This window comes from Flavobacterium sp. HJ-32-4 (assembly GCF_022532105.1).
GTDB lineage: Bacteria > Bacteroidota > Bacteroidia > Flavobacteriales > Flavobacteriaceae > Flavobacterium.
The window spans coordinates 3,228,248-3,247,000 of record NZ_CP092832.1 but is presented as its reverse complement, the minus strand read 5'-3'; the positions used below and the strand labels follow the sequence as shown (position 1 = coordinate 3,247,000).

General features: G+C 52.2%; 17 protein-coding genes. 7 read left to right on the top strand and 10 right to left on the bottom strand.

The window, feature by feature from the left end:
- The first annotated feature begins 139 nt into the window (after nucleotides 1-139).
- On the top strand, nucleotides 140-2,581 hold the full coding sequence (locus MKO97_RS13920; protein ID WP_241103816.1) for an outer membrane beta-barrel family protein: 2,442 nt from the start codon (nucleotides 140-142) through the stop codon (nucleotides 2,579-2,581).
- Between the two features lie 19 nt (nucleotides 2,582-2,600).
- Here the strand turns inward: MKO97_RS13920 and MKO97_RS13915 are convergent, their stop codons facing one another.
- Genes MKO97_RS13915 through MKO97_RS13880 form a run of 8 tightly spaced genes read right to left on the bottom strand, consistent with a single transcriptional unit; the run spans nucleotide 2,601 to nucleotide 10,389 of the window.
- On the bottom strand, nucleotides 2,601-3,305 hold the full coding sequence (locus MKO97_RS13915) for a DNA alkylation repair protein (RefSeq protein ID WP_241103815.1): 705 nt from the start codon (nucleotides 3,303-3,305) through the stop codon (nucleotides 2,601-2,603).
- Entirely contained in the window at nucleotides 3,305-3,925 is a 621-nt protein-coding gene (locus MKO97_RS13910) for an FMN-binding negative transcriptional regulator (RefSeq protein ID WP_241103814.1), read from the bottom strand. The genes MKO97_RS13915 and MKO97_RS13910 overlap by 1 nt, the downstream gene beginning before the upstream one ends.
- Nucleotides 3,925-4,938 carry a UDP-N-acetylmuramate dehydrogenase gene (gene murB, locus MKO97_RS13905; protein WP_241103813.1) on the bottom strand — a complete coding sequence of 338 codons (1,014 nt, stop codon included), beginning with the start codon at nucleotides 4,936-4,938 and terminating at the stop codon, nucleotides 3,925-3,927. The genes MKO97_RS13910 and murB overlap by 1 nt, the downstream gene beginning before the upstream one ends.
- Nucleotides 4,939-4,978: 40 nt before the next feature.
- Nucleotides 4,979-6,841, bottom strand: coding sequence for an asparagine synthase (glutamine-hydrolyzing) (asnB, locus tag MKO97_RS13900; protein WP_241103812.1), 1,863 nt, complete (start codon nucleotides 6,839-6,841; stop codon nucleotides 4,979-4,981).
- Entirely contained in the window at nucleotides 6,828-7,904 is a 1,077-nt protein-coding gene (locus MKO97_RS13895; protein WP_241103811.1) for a glycosyltransferase, read from the bottom strand. The genes asnB and MKO97_RS13895 overlap by 14 nt, the downstream gene beginning before the upstream one ends.
- Nucleotides 7,905-7,906: 2 nt before the next feature.
- Nucleotides 7,907-8,578 (bottom strand): DUF2461 domain-containing protein, encoded by a 672-nt coding sequence (locus tag MKO97_RS13890; RefSeq protein WP_241103810.1) that lies wholly within the window; start codon nucleotides 8,576-8,578, stop codon nucleotides 7,907-7,909.
- Nucleotides 8,578-9,258, bottom strand: a complete 681-nt coding sequence (locus tag MKO97_RS13885; protein WP_241103809.1) for a rhodanese-like domain-containing protein — start codon at nucleotides 9,256-9,258, stop codon at nucleotides 8,578-8,580. Before MKO97_RS13885 ends, MKO97_RS13890 begins: the two co-directional genes overlap by 1 nt.
- A 51-nt stretch (nucleotides 9,259-9,309) precedes the next feature.
- Nucleotides 9,310-10,389 (bottom strand): DNA replication/repair protein RecF, encoded by a 1,080-nt coding sequence (locus MKO97_RS13880; protein ID WP_241103808.1) that lies wholly within the window; start codon nucleotides 10,387-10,389, stop codon nucleotides 9,310-9,312.
- A 106-nt stretch (nucleotides 10,390-10,495) separates the two neighbouring features.
- On the opposite strand from MKO97_RS13880, the gene MKO97_RS13875 reads away from it, so the two are divergent.
- The 6 genes from MKO97_RS13875 to MKO97_RS13850 all read left to right on the top strand — a co-directional run bounded on the left by MKO97_RS13875 (nucleotide 10,496) and on the right by MKO97_RS13850 (nucleotide 16,432).
- A complete protein-coding gene (locus MKO97_RS13875; RefSeq protein WP_241103807.1) occupies nucleotides 10,496-11,281 on the top strand; it encodes a tol-pal system YbgF family protein in 786 nt (261 codons plus the stop codon).
- Nucleotides 11,281-11,799, top strand: a complete 519-nt coding sequence (gene ribH, locus MKO97_RS13870) for a 6,7-dimethyl-8-ribityllumazine synthase (RefSeq protein ID WP_241103806.1) — start codon at nucleotides 11,281-11,283, stop codon at nucleotides 11,797-11,799. Before MKO97_RS13875 ends, ribH begins: the two co-directional genes overlap by 1 nt.
- Nucleotides 11,800-11,882: 83 nt before the next feature.
- Nucleotides 11,883-13,739, top strand: coding sequence for a DNA mismatch repair endonuclease MutL (gene mutL, locus MKO97_RS13865; RefSeq protein WP_241103805.1), 1,857 nt, complete (start codon nucleotides 11,883-11,885; stop codon nucleotides 13,737-13,739).
- A gap of 5 nt (nucleotides 13,740-13,744) precedes the next feature.
- Complete coding sequence (locus MKO97_RS13860) at nucleotides 13,745-14,476, top strand: rhomboid family intramembrane serine protease (RefSeq protein ID WP_319800052.1); 732 nt, start codon at nucleotides 13,745-13,747, stop codon at nucleotides 14,474-14,476.
- Complete coding sequence (locus tag MKO97_RS13855; protein WP_241103803.1) at nucleotides 14,476-15,333, top strand: rhomboid family intramembrane serine protease; 858 nt, start codon at nucleotides 14,476-14,478, stop codon at nucleotides 15,331-15,333. The genes MKO97_RS13860 and MKO97_RS13855 overlap by 1 nt, the downstream gene beginning before the upstream one ends.
- A 46-nt stretch (nucleotides 15,334-15,379) precedes the next feature.
- Nucleotides 15,380-16,432: an endonuclease/exonuclease/phosphatase family protein gene (locus MKO97_RS13850; RefSeq protein ID WP_241103802.1), complete on the top strand. Its 1,053-nt coding sequence runs from the start codon at nucleotides 15,380-15,382 to the stop codon at nucleotides 16,430-16,432.
- On the opposite strand, the gene MKO97_RS13845 is transcribed toward MKO97_RS13850, so the two are convergent.
- Together MKO97_RS13845 and lepB are read right to left on the bottom strand one after the other, a co-directional pair.
- Nucleotides 16,433-17,044: a WbqC family protein gene (locus MKO97_RS13845; protein ID WP_241103801.1), complete on the bottom strand. Its 612-nt coding sequence runs from the start codon at nucleotides 17,042-17,044 to the stop codon at nucleotides 16,433-16,435.
- Entirely contained in the window at nucleotides 17,044-18,741 is a 1,698-nt protein-coding gene (gene lepB / locus MKO97_RS13840; protein ID WP_241103800.1) for a signal peptidase I, read from the bottom strand. Before lepB ends, MKO97_RS13845 begins: the two co-directional genes overlap by 1 nt.
- Nucleotides 18,742-18,753: the final 12 nt, after the last annotated feature.

Here is an 18,753-nt window from a genome sequence, read left to right as displayed (position 1 = left end):
AATTATGTTAATCGAGATATTTATTTATTAAAATTCATAATTCCGTGACAATATTACAATTTTGTTTAAATTCGGCAAAAAAAAATACGTGGTACTTCGTCTTATTGAATACTTGGCAAAACGCTCTTGTCCAACGGGTTTGCATTCGTTTCTTTTGTTGGCTTTCTTCTTTACATTTGCCGGTAGTTGGGCGCAGGAAACAACGCCTTCCCGCGCGTCCGAAACCACGCTGCAAGGTAAGGTAGTAGACGACACGGGCGCCAACCCGATCGCCAGTGCCATTGTCAAAATCGCGACGGTAAAAGATTCCGTTTCTGTTGGCAGCGGGATGACGAAAGAGGACGGCACCTTCCGGCTGAAGGCCAATTTGACCGAGCCTTGTTTTTTGACGGTCAGCCTGATCGGACTCGAACGCCGGGTTATTCCTCTTGTGGCTAATGCGAAAGGAGGTTCGGTTGACCTGGGTGTCATCAAGATGAAGGAAGCGTCCATCGATTTGGACGAGGTGCGTATCGAAGGCAATTATCGGATGCGCATCGACGTCGACAAACGCGTATACCGCATCGACACAGACGCGGTGGGGGCCAATGGCACGGCGGGTGATATCCTTCAAAACATCCCTTCTGTTTTTGTCAACGCCAACGGTTCGGTCACGCTGCGTGGCGGCAAAGTGAAAATGTATATCAATGGAAAACCGTGCGGTATTCTGGGAATCAGCCGCTCTCAGGTGTTGGATTACATTCCGGCCAGTATGATCGAAAGTATAGAAGTGATGAACGATCCGTCGGCCAAATACGATTCCGATGGTAGCAGCGGCATCATCAATATCATCCTGAAAAGCCAGAACAGGCCGGGCGTCAACGCCATGATCATGGTCAGCGGCGGCAGCTATGACCGGTACAATGCCTCGTCGAACGTCAGTTTCAATTACAAGAAACTGAGTTTGTTTGCCTCATACGACGTGAAACAATCGCACATGCGCAGTTGGGAATCAAAAGACCGCGAGACCAATCAGGGCGGTTCGACCCGCTACGTGAACCAGGACCGCGACTTTTTAAGCCAGACCGTGACGCAGAACAGCCGCTTTAGGGGCGAGTATGCGTTTAACAAAAAGAATACGCTCGGCTTTTCGTTCCTGCATTCGCAAGTGGCCGATAAAGACGACAATGACTTCCTGTATCGGCAATACGACGGGGCCTTTACCCTGACCGATCTCTATAACCGAAACATCAAGGAGACCGACAGCGACGCCTCCAACAATGTTACGCTGAATTATACGAAGAAGTTCCAGCGGCCGCAACAGCAGCTTTCAGCCGATTTGTTCTACGCCCGCGGTACTGAACGTACCGATGGCGATATCGTACAGACCTATTATAATACCGACGGAACCCCGGCCCCGACCTTACCAGATATCGCACGCACCAAAGAGGAGAACCGCGAGCAGAATTTCGTCGCCCAGGTTGACTACGACCAGCCGCTTCCGGGAAAGGCGAAGATGGAAATGGGGATGAAGTTCCGTATCAAACGCAATGAGGCCGGGTATCGTTTGGACAATTATTACCAACCGCTTGATATCTACATCACCGATCCGCAGATTTCGAACGATTTCCGGTATGACATCGGGATTAACGCCGGTTATGTGACCTATCGGAACAAGTTTCGGAATTTCAGTTATAAAGTAGGACTTCGCGTTGAGAATACCAACGTCTCCTTCGATGTCAGCAACGGCCTCCGGAATAGTTTCGACTATACGGATGCATTCCCAAGCCTCCACCTGTTGCAGGAATTCAAAAACAACCACAAGGTCACGGCTCGTTTCAGCCGTCGGATCGACCGTCCGGTTTTTCGGGAAATCAACCCCTTACAGCAGTTCAACGATCCGTTCTTCCTGAACAAAGGCAATCCGAACCTCCTTCCGGAGTACACCAATTCGTTCGATGTGACGTATACGAAGTCTTGGAAAGAGAGTTCCGTCAGCTTCAGTCTGTATTATCGCTACGCCGTCGGCAGTATCGAACGCATTGTCTTATTACGTTCAGACGGGGTCACGGAAACCAACTTCCAGAATATCAACAGCACCAAGAACGCCGGAGTTGAGGTGAACGCCTATTTTCAACTGTATAAATGGTGGAAGATCAACTCAAGCCTCAACTACTACAATGAACGGATTGACGCGTCAAACGTAGGCACACCTTATTCGACCGACAATTTCAGCCTGAACGGCAAGATGAACCACAATTTTACACCGTGGAAGAAGTCGATGCTGCAGATTTCCGGCAATTATCAGTCGCCGACTTTTTCGCCTTTGGTCAAGAATTTCGGACAGTATTATGTGGATGCGTCCTTCAAACAGGATTTATACAACAAGAAACTGAGCGTTTCCCTGCGGTGTACGGATATCTTCCACACCCAACGCCGTTACTACGATATGACGGCACCCAACTTCATCGTGACGAGTCGTTTCGCCCGGCAGTCACGCGCGGTGTACTTGGGTATTACCTTGCGACCTTTCCGGAACAAAAAACAGGAAGAAGAGAAAACGGAAGAACCGGACGAAAATACAGAAGAGCGCGACGACTAACCGAGACGGTAGTGGCGGCTTACTTCGCCATCGCCTCGCGCCGGTGCTGTTCCGGCATTTTTTCAATGGCATACCGGAGGGCGGTACGCGGCATCACGGTTTTGTGGTCTAGTACGAAGTCAAAGACGGCCTCCTGGTGGGGTATCGACGCTTCCTTCAGCATCCAGCCGTATCCTTTCTGCACCAGGTCGTCGGTATCTTCCAACAGGGCGGTGGCGATTCGGAAGACGGTGTCGAGGAAAAGCCCTTTTTTAGCCGGGACGATCAGCGAGACCGCGGCCGCCCGTCGTTTCCAGCGGTTAGAGTCCGTAGTCCATTTTTCAAGTTCGGGTAACAGTTCCGGATATTTCGTCACAAGGGTTCCAACGGTATGGTTACAGAACGTATCGCAGATGGCCCAGTTGGTCACATACTGGTCGACCCAGCGGCTGAACCGGGCGAAATCGTCGGCGGTGTAGTGTTTTTTCGGACGTAACGACCAGTCACAGGCAATGAGGCATTCTTCCTGCTTTCCTGACGCGAATAATTGCTCGCAAAGCGTAAACACTGCTTCCTTTTGCAATGGTGCGAGGAAAGGATAGAAGTACTTCCCCAATTTTCGGACGTCGCCGGTCGGAACGCCATACGGATCGACCGATTCCTTAAAAAAACGGCGCGTTTTCTCCTGCCACACCGGATCGGACATGGACTGCAGTTCCTGTCGGACGGTTGCGATGAGGTCCATTACTCGAAGGGTGTTTTGCGTTTCATCTCCGCGGCTACGGCCTGTTGCTGCGGGTCGCCCGACGCGTCGAGGTGTTGGATGACCGCTTCATAATTGGCGGCATCGCGGTTTTGCGACATCTTCCGTTTGGCTTCGATACGCGTGATGTCGAGTTGAAATCCTACAATGCCCCGCGCCTGCCGAAGGGTTTTCTCCGACAATTCAGATACGCGAACGGGGTGTTCGTTTCCTTTCTCGTATTTGTCGACCAGTCGCGTCAGGGAGGCGAGGGTTTCTTCTTCCGACAAAATCCGGATCCGACCATAGACGTGCACCGCAACGTAATTCCAGGTGGGAACGTTTTCATGGTCGTACCAGGAGGACGATACGTAGGCATGTGGCCCCATAAAGATCGCGAGTGTTTCAGTATCGCCCGAAAACGTCTGCCAATGCGGATTTTCTTTGGATAGATGTCCGTGCAGGAAGGTCCGTCCGTCCGCATCGGTTTCGATCACCATCGGGATGTGCGTGGCCCACGGTTCTCCGTTGACCGTCCCTACGAGAATGCCGAAGCCGTTTTCGGCCAGGAAGCGCCGGATGTCGGCCTCGTCTTCGTTTTTATAGTGATCGGGGATGTACATTATACGAGGTTTACTTCCGCTTCAATGGCAATACCGAATTTGTCGGTCACGGCCTGTTGCACTTTTTTGGAAAGGGCGATGATGTCTTGGCCGGAGGCCGTTCCGTAGTTCACCAGCACCAACGCCTGGTTTTTGTGTACGCCGGCGTCCCCATCGCGGAACCCCTTCATTCCGGCCTGTTCGATCAGCCATCCGGCCGGCACTTTCACTTCGGTATCGGATACAGGGAAGTGACGGATATCCGGGAAACGCTCCTTCAGCGCTTCAAATTGCGCCATCGGGATGACCGGATTCTTGAAAAAGCTGCCGCTATTACCCAGTTCTTTCGGATCGGGCAGTTTGCTTTGGCGGATGGTGATGACGGCATTGCTCACGTCGCGGATGGTAGGTGTGGTGACGCCATTGCGCGCGAGTTCGGCCTGGATGTCGCCATAATCGGTGCGGATGACGTGGTTCCGTTTGGTGAGGCGAAAGGTGACCGCAGTGATGATATACTGTCCTTTTACCTCATTTTTAAAGATGCTTTCGCGATAGCCAAACCGGCATTCTTCGAGTGAAAAGTGGCGGCGTTCGCCGGTGGCGATGGCCACAGCGTCACAGGAAACGAAGGTGTCTTTGATCTCTACGCCGTATGCGCCAATGTTCTGTACGGGCGAGGTGCCGACATTTCCGGGAATCAACGACATGTTCTCGATGCCTCCGAAGTCGTGGGAGATGGCCCACATCACGAAGTCATGCCAGGCTTCGCCGCCCATGCAGCGCACGTCGACCGTATCGTCGTCTTCCCGCACGATGTCTTTTCCTTTCATCGCGATATGGATGACCAGTTCGTCGAGATCGCGGGTAAGTAACATGTTGCTGCCGCCCCCAATGATAAATTTGGGTGCGTCTGGATGGGATTTGAGGACGTCGATCAATTCCGCTTCGGTGGTCACGGATACGAACCGGCGGGCTTTCGCATCAATGCCAAAGGTGTTGTAGTTTTTTAAGGAGACGTCGTGGCGGATTTCCATTAGGCTTGGTTTAAGCCTCAAAAATACGCTAAAAGCGCGACTACATCAAGGTCGAGGTAAAGCGTCCGGCGTAATAGGTGGTCCACATGTGTAACATGAAGAGCGGCATGATATAGGAAATCATCCGGTCGTCACCCTGTTGCAGACGCTTTAGGAGTTGTGACGGATCGATGGAGGATAAATACGGAAGACGGAAGATTTCACTTTTCCGGAAGGCTTCCAACTCGTCTTTAAAGGCCGGATTGCGCAATAGATACTGGTCCCAGGGCGAGCTCAGTCCGACTTTCCGGAAGTCGAGTATTTCCTCTGGCAATCGTCCGGCCATCGCTTTTTTCTGGATGTATTTTCCTTTCTTGCCGGTGAAAAACCACTTGCTGTCGAGTGAGCCGAGTCCGGCCAAAAGGCGTTGGTCCAAAAACGGTTCGCGGCATTCGATCGATGCCCCCATCGTGCAGCGGTCGTTTCGGTCGAGTAACGAACAGAGGTAGGTGTGCTGGTCGACATACATCGCTTTGCGGCGAAGGTCACCGGGATAGAGCGTACGGGCGTCTTCGTATAATTGCTTCCGGTAAGCGTTTTCCGGTAGGCTTGAGATTCCGAAGCCTGATGCGATATCTTCAGGGAAGATGTTCGAGCCGTTGAAAAGCACCATATCCCGTTTCGACCCAATACGGGCAAACCGGAAGAGTTTGTCGATTTTCCCACCCTGTCCCGCACCGGCATTGCGTCCGAACAGTGCCAAAACATGCAGCAGGTTGGGGAATTGCAAGGGTTTATAGCGGTAGTAGCCGCCCATCAGTTCGTCGGCGCCTTCGCCTGACAGCAGCACCTTGACATTGGGCTTGGCCAGCATCGATACGGCCAACAGATGCGGTTCGCTGAGGTGCATCAACGGGTCGTCATGCAGGTAGGTAATAGATTTGAGGGTCTCGAATACGGCGTCGTCCTCGAGTATCATCGAATGGAAGTCGAACCCGAACTGTTTGGAAAGGCGTCGGGCGAGGTAGTCTTCGTTGTGTTCGCTTTCGCGGAAGCCGATCGTAAAGGTGTTGATGCCTTTATAGCCCTGTTCAAACAAGGAGGCGGCAACAGATGACGAGTCGAGTCCCCCACTCAGCAATACGCCGACCGGCGCGTCACTGATCATGCGCAGGCGTACCGAATCATTGAATAGTTCCCGAAACCATTCCACCGGATGGGCAATCTTCGGGTGCGCCAGGATCTCCGATTTCAGGTCCCACCATTTGGTCATCTGTGTTTTTCCGTCGGCCTCTATGGTCATGATGTGCCCCGGAAGTAGGGCATAGACGCCCTCGCACAGCGTTTTTTCGCCTGCTACGAAGCGGTTGAAGATGTACTCCTCGAGTCCGTCCTGTGCAATCCGCAGCGGCACACCGGCTTTGAACAGCGCTTTTTGTTCGGATGCAAAAAAGAGGCTGTTGTCGTGAAGGGCGTAATAAAGGGGTTTCACGCCCATCCGGTCGCGCACGAGTGTGAGTCGGCGTTCCTGTTTGTCCCATACAGCAAAGGCGAACATACCGTTCAGGCGTGACAGCATGGTGGTTCCGTGTAGTTGGAACAAGGCCAGCAGCACCTCGGTATCGGAACCCGTGCGTAGGTCGATACCACGGGCTTTGAGCTCCCCGTAAAAATCGCGGAAGTTATAGATTTCGCCGTTATAGACCATCACATACCGCCCGTCGTGCGACGTAAACGGCTGGTGCCCGGCTTTTGAAAGGTCAAGTATCGACAGTCGACGGTGCCCCAATCCGAGCGCGCCGTCCATGAAAATACCGGCATCGTCGGGGCCGCGGTGTTCGAGGGCATCCCGCATCCGTACGATCCATTCTTCACTTGCACGTCGCGCAGCATCGAAGTGCAATAAACCGCTAATTCCGCACATGGGCTTCTTTTTCGTTGATCATTTCGTGATAGCGGTCGGCTATCTTCTTCATGTTGGTATGGAAATCAGCGTAGGTTTCGACAAACTGTCGGTTATGTTCAGAGGCTTTTCTTCGCACTTCGGGGTTTGCGAGGGCCCATTCTATTTCATTTGCAAGTGCCGTGGCATCGTCTACCGGCACAAGTTGTCCGTTATCCCGATGCGAAATCCAGCTTCGGTTACCGGGCAGGTCGGTCACGATGGGGTAGGATCCGCAGGCCATGGCTTCAAAAAGCGAGGCCGACACGCCTTCCGTTATCGGCATGCTCAGGTAAAGGGACGAGGCGCCCAGTAATTGGGGAAGTTGTGTATTGGCGATGCGACCTGTGAAGGTCACCTGGTCGGCAATGTCCAACTCCTGTGCCAATTGTTGAAGGTACTGCTTTCGGCTGCCATCTCCTACGATTACGAGCGGAAGTTGGATGCCGCGTGACGCAAGTAGGGAAAAAGCCCGAAGGATGACATCGTGTCGGTATTCCGGTTGCAGCGATCGCGTCACAATCGCGGTCGGCACCCGGTTTGCATCCGTTTCATATCGAAACCGCGCGAGGTCGATGCCTTTGGGAAGGACCATCACTTTCGACATGTCAACACCCGCTTCCCGCATCGATACCGTCATAACCGGCCCCCAGGCATGCACCAGGTCGGCGTATTTGAAGGCGCGGTGCTGCAACATCCGTTTCAGCGGCATGGTCAGCGAGCGTTCAGGCCAGAGGTCGGTGCGGCCTTGCTGGGCAATCGCGACCGGATGGAGTCCGCAGGAAGCGGCCAGAAATCCATAACTGGTGGTGCGTTCCGCGATAACCATATCGGGTTGGTGTTCGCGGATGAGGCGGCGTATCGTTCGCAAGGCCGTCAGGTATTCGACGAAGCGTTTGATCCGGCTTTGCAGGTTGTGTCCGGGATGGTTTAGTTCCCAGGTGACGATGTCGAAATCGCCGAATTGCTTCAGGCCGTCCATCCAGGTGATGGCGTCGGCCCGATAGGCTTCCCCGAGAAACAATATCCTCCGTTTTTTCTGCATCTTTAGTCTTCTGATTCTTCGAGTGCGCGGTCAATGAAATCGTTCAGCGGTTTCAGGGCCCGCAGTTTCTGGGCGGTTTTCGAAACGAAATCCTTTTTTAATACGTCACCCACCGGAAACGTTGCGGTGGCAACGAAGCTCTTCAGTTTGAGGAATTCGATCGCGGGATGGTCTTTTTCGTAGCCTTTGGGTGCTGTTTTCAGGGCATTTTCGGGGCTAAGGCCTCCGAATACCGACTGAAAATCCCCATCGGCAATGACGGCTTCCAGGTCGTCGTGGAAGAAGGCGATTTCACGTCGGATTTTGCGGAGTTCTTCGGCATCGGGCTGGTACAAGCCTCCTGCGACGAACGCATTTCCGTCCTCGATCTGGATGTAATAGCCGGGGCGGTTGTGTATTTTGGATCCGCCCGAGAACCAGAGTCCCATGTGGGTTTTATAGGGCGATTTATCCGCAGAGAACCGGATGTCGCGGTTGATCCGGAAGGTGCAGTCTTTGGGTTCGAGCGTTTCGAGGCTTGGGTCGAACGCCTGGAGCGCGGCCAGCAGGTCAGCCGCCAGTTGCAGGTATTCCTTTTTATAGGCGTCGTAGCGCTTTTTCTGGCTGATGAACCAGTCGCGGTGGTTGTTTTGCTTGAGGTCGCGGAGAAAGTCGAGGGCGGCTTGGGAGAGCATCAAAGGTGTTTTTTGAGTTCGTCTTCCGAGATATAACCGGTATGCGTCCAGGTGAGTTTTCCATCCTGGTAAAGGAAAAGGGCAGGCAGTTCCGATACTTTCAGTTCGCGCACCATGGTTTTGTGTTCATCGGCGTTCAGGCGCATGACTTTGAGCGTCCCTTCCTGCGCGGCCAGGCGTTCCATGAAAGGTTTCATCTTTTGGCAGGGGGCGCACCATTCGGCGTAGAAGTTGACCAATACTTTTCCCGATTGGATGGCATCGCCATATTCCTGCGGGCAAATGCCCACCGGCACGGTCGACTGGGGGGCACCGGCAAGGCCTTCCGCTTCCCATTTGAGGTAGCCGCCCTGCAGGTCGTATACGGTCGAAAAGCCCATTTCCTTCAGTTTCTTGGCGGCACGGGCGCTTCGGCTACCGCTGAGACAATACACAAAAACGGGTTGTTTTTTATCGAGGGATGGTGCGATGGCTTCGAATTCGGGTCCGTTCCAATTCGCCATGCGGGCACCGTCTATATGGCCCGACTGGAATTCTTCGGGAGTCCGTACGTCAAGCAATTGGGGATTCGGCGTGCCGGCGAGTTGTTCGGCGAAGGCTTTTGCCGGAAGCGCGTCGGTTTGTCCGGTGCATCCGACTGCTACCAGGAAGGTAAGGTATAGCAGGACGAAGTGTTTCATCCCACAAATATAGTATGAAAAGTTAACACCTGTGCAGGAAGAAAGGCGGGGTTAGAGCGAAAATATCTTGTAGGATTGCCCGGTTTTACGCACAATCGCCTCGGTGCGATCCGGATGGGTATCGGAGATGAAGAGTTGCCCGAAATCGTCTTGGTTCACCATTTCAATGATACGTCCCACCCGGTTTTCATCGAGTTTGTCGAAGATGTCGTCGAAGAGGAGGATGGGCATCCGGTCGCACTGTTTTTTCAGGAAGTCGAACTGCGCGAGCTTGAGGGCGATGAGAAACGACTTCTGTTGTCCCTGCGATCCAAACTTCCGGATGGGATGATGGTCGATGGAAAAGGCCAGGTCGTCGCGATGGATGCCGGTACTGGTGTATTGCAGCACGCGGTCTTTGGAAAGGGATTCTTCCAATAACGCCAAAAGCGGTTTCGCTGCCAGTGGACTCTCATAGGTCAGTCGCACCGATTCGGCCGCCCCGGTGATTTGCCGGTGGTGGTGCTCGAAAATGGGAATGAATGCCTCAAGGAAAGCGCGGCGTTTTTCGTAGATAGGCTGCGCCAGTGCGGAAAGCTGCTCGTTATAAATAGCTAAGGTCTCGCTATCGAACGTGTGGTTGAGGGCGAAATACTTCAATAGTGCATTGCGCTGCACCAGTATTTTCTGGTAGTGGATGAGGTGCCGGAGATAATCGGGATCCAACTGCGACACCACGCCATCGACGAATTTGCGGCGTTCTTCGCTGCCTTCCGTGATGAGGTCGCGGTCGGCGGGTGATACCATCACGATAGGAATCAACCCGATGTGTTCCGAAAACTTCTCATAAAGCTTACCGTTCCGTTTCAGGGCCTTCTTCTGGCCCTTCTTCAGGCTGCAGACGACGTGTTCGGCGCGGCCGTCGATTTCGAAGTCGCCTTCCACCACAAAAAAGTCCTCACCATGGCGGATATTCTGCACCGACAGCGGGTTAAAATAACTTTTGCCCACCGCCAGATGGTAGACGGCGTCGAGCACATTGCTTTTTCCGGTGCCATTCGGTCCGACGAAACAGTTGATACGGTTGTCGAACTCGAACGTCTTTTCCGGGAAGTTCTTGTAATTCAGTAAAGAAATGCGTTTGAGGTACATGCGGTGTAGCGGCCGGGCGGCGCGTGCAAATTATTCAAAAATACCGATAAAGCGTTTCAGATTTGAATAAAAATTATATTTTTGCACCTCGATTAAATAAACGTAAATGGCAACCTATAACAAGAGAGGATACAAAGCACCAAAGCCGAAGGAGGAAAAAGTAGAGGATACGTTCGTAGAGGAAGTACAGGTCGACGAAAAAGACAGTACGACCGCCGGCGTGTTCAATGCGCTTGATGCCACCGCCAGCAAAACCGAGCAGTGGGTTGAGAAAAACCAGAAGATTATCTTCGGTGTGGTAGGTGTAATTGCCGTCGCTGCGTTGGGTTGGGTACTGTATGGTAAGTTCATCGTTGAGCCGAAAGAGACAGATGCAGCCGAGCAGATGTTCCGCGCCCAGCAGAATTTCGTAGAGGCAACCAACGGTACGAAAGCCGACTCACTTTACGCGCTTTCCCTGAAAGACGCCGAAGGCAAGCCCGGTTTTCCCGCCATTGCGGAAGATTACTCCGGTACGAAATCGGCGAATCTGGCGCACTATGCCGCCGGTATCGCGTACCTCCAAACCGGTAAGTTCGACCAGGCCATCGAGCAACTCGAGCAGTTCAAGTCAGACGACGAAACGCTTGGGCCATTGGCGCAGGGTGCAATCGGTGATGCGTATGCTGAGAAAAAAGACCTGAACAAGGCGTTGGAATACTACCAAAAAGCCATCGATATGAAGAAGGACAACAAATTCATCGCGGCCCGCTTCAAAATGAAAGCAGGTAAGGCGGAGTTGGCCCTCGGCAACAAATCGAAAGCACTCGAGTATTTTACCGATATCAAAGAAAACTATCCGACATCTGCGGAAGCGCAGGGCGTCGATGCCTTCATGGGGCTTGCACAGTAATGGCAACCGCAAATAAAAACTTGTCGGAATACGACAAGACTTCAATCCCAAATGCGAATGATTTTCGGTTTGGGATTGTTGTTTCAGGCTGGAACGAAACCGTCACCGAAGGACTCTTTAATGGCTGTAAAGCAGCGCTGCTCGACTGTGGTGCCCGCGAAGAAAATATCATCCGCTGGGATGTGCCGGGTAGCTTCGAACTCATCTACGGTTCGAAACGGATGATCGATGTGCACCAACCGGATGCCGTGATTTCCATCGGTTGTGTCATCAAAGGCGAGACCATGCACTTCGAGTTTGTGTGCGAAGGGGTTACCCAAGGTATCAAAGACCTGAACATCCTGACCGACACCCCCGTGATTTTCTGTGTGCTGACCGACAACAACCTTCAGCAGTCGTTAGACCGCAGTGGGGGTTCGCACGGCAACAAAGGCACGGAGGCAGGTATTACCGCCATCCGCATGGCGGCCCTGAAACGCCAGACACAGCCACGCAAATCGGTGCAGGGTTTCCGATAAAAAATTGTGAATTTTTTCGCTTCTGTTCCCTCGGTTAATCCAGTGGGAAATATGTATTTTTGAGGCTTCCTCAATCCAGTTACATGTCGAGCATCATCCAGCTTTTACCGGATCACGTTGCCAACCAGATCGCGGCAGGAGAGGTCGTCCAGCGGCCGGCATCCGTCGTGAAGGAATTGCTTGAAAATGCCGTTGATGCCCGGTCTACAGAGATTCGTTTGGTGGTAAAAGACGCCGGCAAGTCGCTGATCCAGGTCATCGACAATGGAGTGGGTATGAGCGTGACCGATGCGCGGCTGTGTTTTGAACGACATGCGACATCAAAGATACGGGTGGCGGAAGATCTTTTCGCCCTTCATACCAAAGGATTCAGGGGGGAAGCACTGGCTTCGATCGCAGCGATTGCACACGTGGAACTGAAGACAAAGCAGGAGCAGGAAGAGCTCGGCACCCATCTCGTCATCGAAGGAAGCCGTTTCGTATCGCAGGAAATGGCGGTGGTGCCCAAAGGAACATCCTTCGCTGTAAAAAACCTCTTTTTCAATATTCCCGCCCGACGCAACTTCCTGAAATCGGATACGGTCGAGCAACGGCACATCATCGACGAGTTCCAGCGGGTGGCGTTGGCGCATCCGTCGATTCATTTCAGCCTCCACCACAACGGTCATGAGGTGTTCAACCTGCCGGCTTCCAACCTGCGGCAACGCATCGTAGGTGTATTTGGGGGTAAAACCAATGAGCGGATCGTACCGACGTCCGAGCAGACTGAAATCGTGAACCTACAGGGGTTTGTAGGTAAGCCGGAGTTTGCGAAAAAGGGCCGGGGCGAGCAGTTTTTCTTTGTGAACGACCGTTTCATCCGCAGCGGCTACCTCCACCATGCGGTTATGGCGGCTTATGAAGGATTGATTAAGGAAGGATGCCAGCCCTCGTATTTCCTCTATCTGGATGTCCCACCGCATACCATCGACATCAATATCCATCCGACAAAAACGGAAATCAAGTTTGACGATGAACATGCGCTGTACGCTATATTGCGTTCGGCGATCAAGCATAGCCTCGGACAGTTTAACGTAGCACCGGTATTGGACTTTGAGCGCGATCCGAATCTGGATACGCCCTATCATTTCAAGGATGCGGAGGCCGTATTGCCCACGATCGAGGTCGACCAGGCGTTCAACCCCTTCGGGGAAACACGTCCGGCCAAAGCGACATCTTCGTCTTCTTCCTATCGCAAAGAACCGGCGCCCCAGTGGCAGTCGTTGTATGCCGACCTCAAGCACGACACCGAAGTCGTATCGGCGGCATTTCCGGATGTGCAGTTCGAGTCGGAGGAAGTCACACCGTCGCTTTTCAACGAAGACGAAACCACCGGAACGACCCGCACGTATCAGGTGCACCGGAAATACATCGTCAGTCCGATAAAGTCGGGCATGGTCATACTCGACCAGCAACGGGCCCACCAGCGGATTCTGTATGAGCAGTTTCTCGCCAGTATCACGCTGCAACAGGCATCGAGCCAGCAGTTGCTGTTTCCGTTACCGCTCTATTTTTCCAACGTCGAACTCGAATTGTTACGGGAACTCGAACCGTCGCTCCGCAATACCGGATTTATCTTCGAGTCGTTTGAGGAAGACCATGTGGTGATTTCGGGCCTTCCGGTCAATGTGGCGGAGAGTGAGACCTCGATCGTATTGGAGGAACTCCTGGCCGACTTACAACAAGACGTACCCGACACCCATTTCAGCCAGAGTGACGGCATCGCCAAATCGATGGCGCGCAGCCTGGCGGTGAAGACCGGCACGGTATTGTCGGAAAAAGAACAGGAAAATTTGGTAAACAGCCTTTTCGCATGCAAGGAACCGTCGGTTTCGCCGTTTCATAAACCAACCTTCATCACCTTACGGGTGGAGGATTTAGATAAACGTTTCGCTATATGATGCAGATGACGCCCGTCGTTAAACAGTTGTTGATCCTGAATATCATCATGTTCGTAGGATGTGGCCTGATAGAGAATGCCGACAGTTGGTTTGCCCTCTATTATGTTGAGAATCCGGCATTCAAGATCTGGCAGGTGGTAACACATATGTTCATGCATGGTAGTGTCATGCACATCGCCTTCAACATGTTTGCGCTTTATTCGTTCGGGGGATATCTTGAACATTTTTGGGGTGCCCGACGTTTTACGTTCTTTTATCTCTCGTGTGGATTAGGAGCGGCGTTAGTCCATACGCTTGCAAATGGCTATTTTTTCCACGAAGGACTCGACCTTCTGCTGCAGAATGGATTCGCCAAGAAAGATATAATTGAACTGCTTTCTAATGGCGAGTACGATAAGCGATGGACAGACGTTCTGGGGAGGGACGGACTCGACCGGTTTGCGGGCGCATTCGTGAGTCCTGCAGTCGGCGCATCTGGAGCTATATATGGGTTGCTAGCGGCCTTTGCGCTCATGTTTCCCAATGCAGAGTTGTTCATAATGTTCATTCCGATACCTGTCAAGGCTAAGTATGTAGTTCCCGGGTTGATTGCCCTTGATGTGCTGGGAGGTGTTTCCAACTATAGCGTCATGGGATCGAATGTCGCGCACTTTGCCCATATTGGCGGTGCGATTTTCGGGGTCATCATTATGTGGGCTTGGCGCAATAACAAGTATAATCACAGACGCTGGAACTGATGTCGATCTACAAAGACCTTAAAATGGAGTATCGTTTCGGTGGCACACCGGAACGCGTGATGTACTGGAATGTCGGTATTTTTCTGGCATCGATTGCCCTGTTCTACCAGTTCCGAAGCTTCGTATTTGTCTTTCCCGACTGGCTTCAGCTCGTAGGATATATCGATACCTTATGGCTTCGTCCGTGGACATTGGTGACCTATGCCTTCCTGCATGCGTCGTTCCTCCACCTGCTGTTCAATATGCTGACGCTGTTTTTCGCGGCGCGCATTTTTACGACCTTTTTCAATGGACGGCAGTTTCTCGGATTGTATTTGTTGTCCGCTATTTTCAGTGGACTCGTGTTCGTGCTGACCTTCTACCTCACAGGCAGCGTGGGGAATATGGTCGGGGCGTCGGGTGCCATCATGGCGGTGTTGCTGGCCGCGACGACGTATCAGCCGTTGATGTCGATTCGCCTGATGCTGATTGGGTATGTCAAACTCTGGCACATTGCGGCGGTTCTGTTACTGGTTGATTTGCTGCAATTGCACGATCCGAATTTTGGCGGGCATATCGCGCATTTGGCAGGTGCGTTCTTTGGTTTCCTTTACATACGCCTGCTACAGCGTGGCATCGATTTGTCGCGTTTCATGCTGCTTTTTGAATCGGGTGGATGGGAATGGCTCAAGCCGGCAAAGAAACGTCCGTTCCGGCAGGTGCACACCAATCCGAAGGCGCCGCGCCCAACGGCCAAACCCGCGAAAGATCGCCATCAGCAACAAATCGACGATATCCTCGACAAAATCAGCAAATCGGGATACGACAGTTTGACGAAAGAAGAGAAGGAATTCCTTTTTAAGGCCGGAAATCCGTAACGCCGGTTTTTTTTGTAGCTTCGCTACAGCCAACCCGTCCCTCCCGATGAAACAGCTTTCGTGGCCCAACAGAATCGTCTTTTTCCTCAATATTATATTGGCGATCCTGACCTTCGTTGCCTATTTTTTTCCGTTCCTGGCTCCGAAGGTGTTTCCGTTGCTGTCGGTTTTCACCCTTATCCTGCCGCTGCTGTTGATACTGAACGTACTGTTTTTCGGTTGGTGGGCGATGCAATTCCGCAGGCAGGTCCTCCTTTCCGGCATCGTGCTGTTGCTCGGGATGACGTTCATCAGCAAGTTCTATAAGTTTGGATCGGCCGACTATGATTCGCAGGAAGGCGACTTCAAAGTCATGAGTTATAACGTCCGTCTTTTCAACAAGTTTGAATGGTCGGAGAAGACGACCGTTCCGGTTGAAATCTCAGATTTTGTAAAAGAACACCAACCCGATATCCTTTGCATTCAGGAATATTCGGGTATGGCCGACTTCGACATCTCAGCATTTCCTTATAAGTATGTCGCCATGCACGGGGTGCGGATCGCCACCGGGCAGGCCATTTTTTCCAAATACCGGATCATAGGAAAAGGTGAAATCCCGTTTCCGGATACGTCGAACAGCGCGATTTACGCCGATGTGGTCAAAGGAAACGACACCATCCGGGTCTATAACATGCACCTGCAATCGATCAAGATCAGTCCGGATGTGCATGAAATAGAGGAAGACGTAAACGGTATCAATCAGAAGAAGTCGCAGATGATGCTCCGTCGCATGAGCAATGCCTTTCGCCGCCAACAGGTGCAGGCCGAGATGCTGCGCGAACATCGTGCCGAGTGGACGCACAAACTCCTGATTTGCGGCGACATGAACAACAGTGCGTTCTCGTATGTCTACCGCACCATCCGGGGCGACCTGAACGATACGTTTGAAGAAGCTGGGAGTGGTTTTGGGAAAAGCTATGATTTTAAGTACTATCCGGCCCGGATCGACTACATTTTCTCCGACCCTTCGTATGAGGTGAGAAGTTTCCGGAACTTCCCTGAAATCCAGGATTCCGACCATTTTCCCATCCTGGCGGTATTGACGGACAAAAAGGTATAGCTATACCGACTGCCTTTGCAGATAGGCCAGTGCGTGCCGTCCTTCGTTGAAGAGCAGGTCCAATACGCTGAGGTTCGGTAAAAAGCCGCATTTTTCCTCGAACACCTGGGTATACGGTTCGATCACTGTGGCATCCTTTTTTCCATTGGCCAACCCGCGGAAATCCTTGACATCGGTGCGGACCTTGAAGTATTCCTCCGTCCTTTCGTAGGTCAGGTCAAACCGGAGGCATTTCGAAACGAGCGCCATCGACTCCAGTGTCAGGTCCAGTAGGAATGTGTGCCGCTTTTCAAAAAAGGGGTGAAGGGTGTCTTCGAAGTATTCAAAAAAGGGCGAACTGCGATACGCGGCTTCCAGCGATTTGAAATGCTGCTTCTGCCAGTCGAAGGCCGTCTCCAGTCGTACATCACGTGTTTTCTGGTGCTGGTTGCCTGAGTGTTTGATAGGAATGTTGAGCAATTGCACGCCGTTCGGACTGTAGATATACATCCGGTTTCGGTTCGTCTGCTTTTGGAAGTTGTCATCCGTTTCGAGCAACAGGCCCTCTGCCTGCACGAGTGCCGCAAACGAACTGATAGACGGGAAGTAGGTAGGCAACAACAGGCTTTTCATCACGCTTTTGCGGCTTTCCTCTTTTTGTAAATCGTATTACCAATCAGGTAAATGGCCAGTGTGATCAGGAAATAGGGGAGGTAGGATACCGGTTTTCCATGCCCGCCCACGGTGGTGAACAGACGGTCCCAGCGGATTTTTTTGATCGGGTTCTTCCAGCTTTGGGCCGGGTCAACGCTCCACCATATAAACACCGGTTTCCCAACGATATGGGTAGACGGCACATATCCCCAATAGCGGGAATCCTCTGAATTGTGGCGGTTGTCACCCATCATCCAGTAGTAGTCATCGCCGAAGGTGTAGGAAGTGGCCGGTTTTCCATCGATGTAAATCGTACCGTTTTTCACTTCCAGTTCGTGCTTTTCATACTCGCGGATGATTTCTTTATAGAACGGCAGCGTTTGCAGCGTAAGTGGTATGGTCGCTCCTTTCTTAGGGATGTAAATCGGTCCGTAATTGTCGATACTCCAACGGTTGTCGACTTGCGGGAAAATGGCGTTTGTCGTCGGCATCGTAATTTTAACGACCGAATCAATGCCTTCCACTTTTCGCAGTTGGGCCGCTTCGTCGAGCGTCATATTACACTGAAGTTCTTTGGTTTCAACCGGCATAAGGGTGATCGAATAGCGGCTGAGCACCTGATCGGGTACGCCGCCTTCACGAACGGTTATGCGGTACACACCGTTCGGCTGTGGGACGGCGGAAAGGATATACGGTTCCAATGCCGGCCCCTGTTCATCTGACGTAATCTGTACGTCGTAGGTGCCTCCGATTCCCGTAATGCCCGCATCGCGCAACTGCTGCGGCATGACGCCGGCGGTGGAGTAGATTTTGTGGTTGTATTGCGGACGGGCGCGGTCTGACAGAATGAGTTTTTTACCATTGATGTAAACGTATCCGTCGCGGATTTCGAGGGTATCGCCCGGTGTGCCGACACATCGCTTGACATAGTTCGATTTCTTGTCGATTGGCTTGCGCAGGCCACGCGTGACTTTATCCCTGAAATACCGCACCGTATCGGTTGGCCAGTTAAATACGACGATGTCGTTCTTTTCCACGCTTTCGAAAGCCGGAAAACGGAAATACGGGTATTGAGGCCATTTCGAATACGAACGCAATCCGGTACCAATGATGGTATCGTGCACCATAGGCGCCGCTACAGCCGTCATCGGCACCCGCGCGCCGAAGTTGAATTTACTGACGAAGAGATAATCGCCTACCAGCAAGGTCTTTTCCAGTGAAGGCGTTGGGATGGTAAACGGTTGCATCACATACGTGTGCACCACCGTCGCGACGACCACGGCAAAGAGCAGCGAGCTCAGTGTATCACCGGCTTTGGAAGTGGCTTTCAGGCTGCGGTTCTCTACATATTTTACGTCTACGGCATAGTTGATGTAGTAGATATAAAATCCCAATGTAAACAGGCCGAGAAGCGTGTCGGTAGTGGAGTTCTTCCCGAACGACCGCAACGTTTCCACCCATACCACCGGAAACATAATGATATTGATCACCGGCACAAACAACAGCACCGTCCACCAGGGCGAGCGGTTGATGATCTTCATCAAAACTACTGCGTTATAGACCGGTACAGCGGCTTCCCATGCCTTACGGCCAGCCTTTACATAGAGTTTCCATGTGCCCAGGAAGTGAATGACCTGTACAAGGAGGAAAAAAAGCAACCATTGCGATGTCGTCATAGTCGTACTATT

What these genes read in the sequence shown, in the direction of transcription:
- MKO97_RS13915 (WP_241103815.1), bottom strand. Translation starts at nt 3,305, where the DNA reads ATGGACCTCATCGCAACCGTCCGACAGGAACTGCAGTCCATGTCCGAT.
- MKO97_RS13910 (WP_241103814.1), bottom strand. Translation starts at nt 3,925, where the DNA reads ATGTACATCCCCGATCACTATAAAAACGAAGACGAGGCCGACATCCGG.
- murB (WP_241103813.1), bottom strand. Translation starts at nt 4,938, where the DNA reads ATGGAAATCCGCCACGACGTCTCCTTAAAAAACTACAACACCTTTGGC.
- asnB (WP_241103812.1), bottom strand. Translation starts at nt 6,841, where the DNA reads ATGTGCGGAATTAGCGGTTTATTGCACTTCGATGCTGCGCGACGTGCA.
- MKO97_RS13895 (WP_241103811.1), bottom strand. Translation starts at nt 7,904, where the DNA reads ATGCAGAAAAAACGGAGGATATTGTTTCTCGGGGAAGCCTATCGGGCC.
- MKO97_RS13890 (WP_241103810.1), bottom strand. Translation starts at nt 8,578, where the DNA reads ATGCTCTCCCAAGCCGCCCTCGACTTTCTCCGCGACCTCAAGCAAAAC.
- MKO97_RS13885 (WP_241103809.1), bottom strand. Translation starts at nt 9,258, where the DNA reads ATGAAACACTTCGTCCTGCTATACCTTACCTTCCTGGTAGCAGTCGGA.
- MKO97_RS13880 (WP_241103808.1), bottom strand. Translation starts at nt 10,389, where the DNA reads ATGTACCTCAAACGCATTTCTTTACTGAATTACAAGAACTTCCCGGAA.
- MKO97_RS13875 (WP_241103807.1), top strand. Translation starts at nt 10,496, where the DNA reads ATGGCAACCTATAACAAGAGAGGATACAAAGCACCAAAGCCGAAGGAG.
- ribH (WP_241103806.1), top strand. Translation starts at nt 11,281, where the DNA reads ATGGCAACCGCAAATAAAAACTTGTCGGAATACGACAAGACTTCAATC.
- mutL (WP_241103805.1), top strand. Translation starts at nt 11,883, where the DNA reads ATGTCGAGCATCATCCAGCTTTTACCGGATCACGTTGCCAACCAGATC.
- MKO97_RS13860 (WP_319800052.1), top strand. Translation starts at nt 13,745, where the DNA reads ATGACGCCCGTCGTTAAACAGTTGTTGATCCTGAATATCATCATGTTC.
- MKO97_RS13855 (WP_241103803.1), top strand. Translation starts at nt 14,476, where the DNA reads ATGTCGATCTACAAAGACCTTAAAATGGAGTATCGTTTCGGTGGCACA.
- MKO97_RS13850 (WP_241103802.1), top strand. Translation starts at nt 15,380, where the DNA reads ATGAAACAGCTTTCGTGGCCCAACAGAATCGTCTTTTTCCTCAATATT.
- MKO97_RS13845 (WP_241103801.1), bottom strand. Translation starts at nt 17,044, where the DNA reads ATGAAAAGCCTGTTGTTGCCTACCTACTTCCCGTCTATCAGTTCGTTT.
- lepB (WP_241103800.1), bottom strand. Translation starts at nt 18,741, where the DNA reads ATGACGACATCGCAATGGTTGCTTTTTTTCCTCCTTGTACAGGTCATT.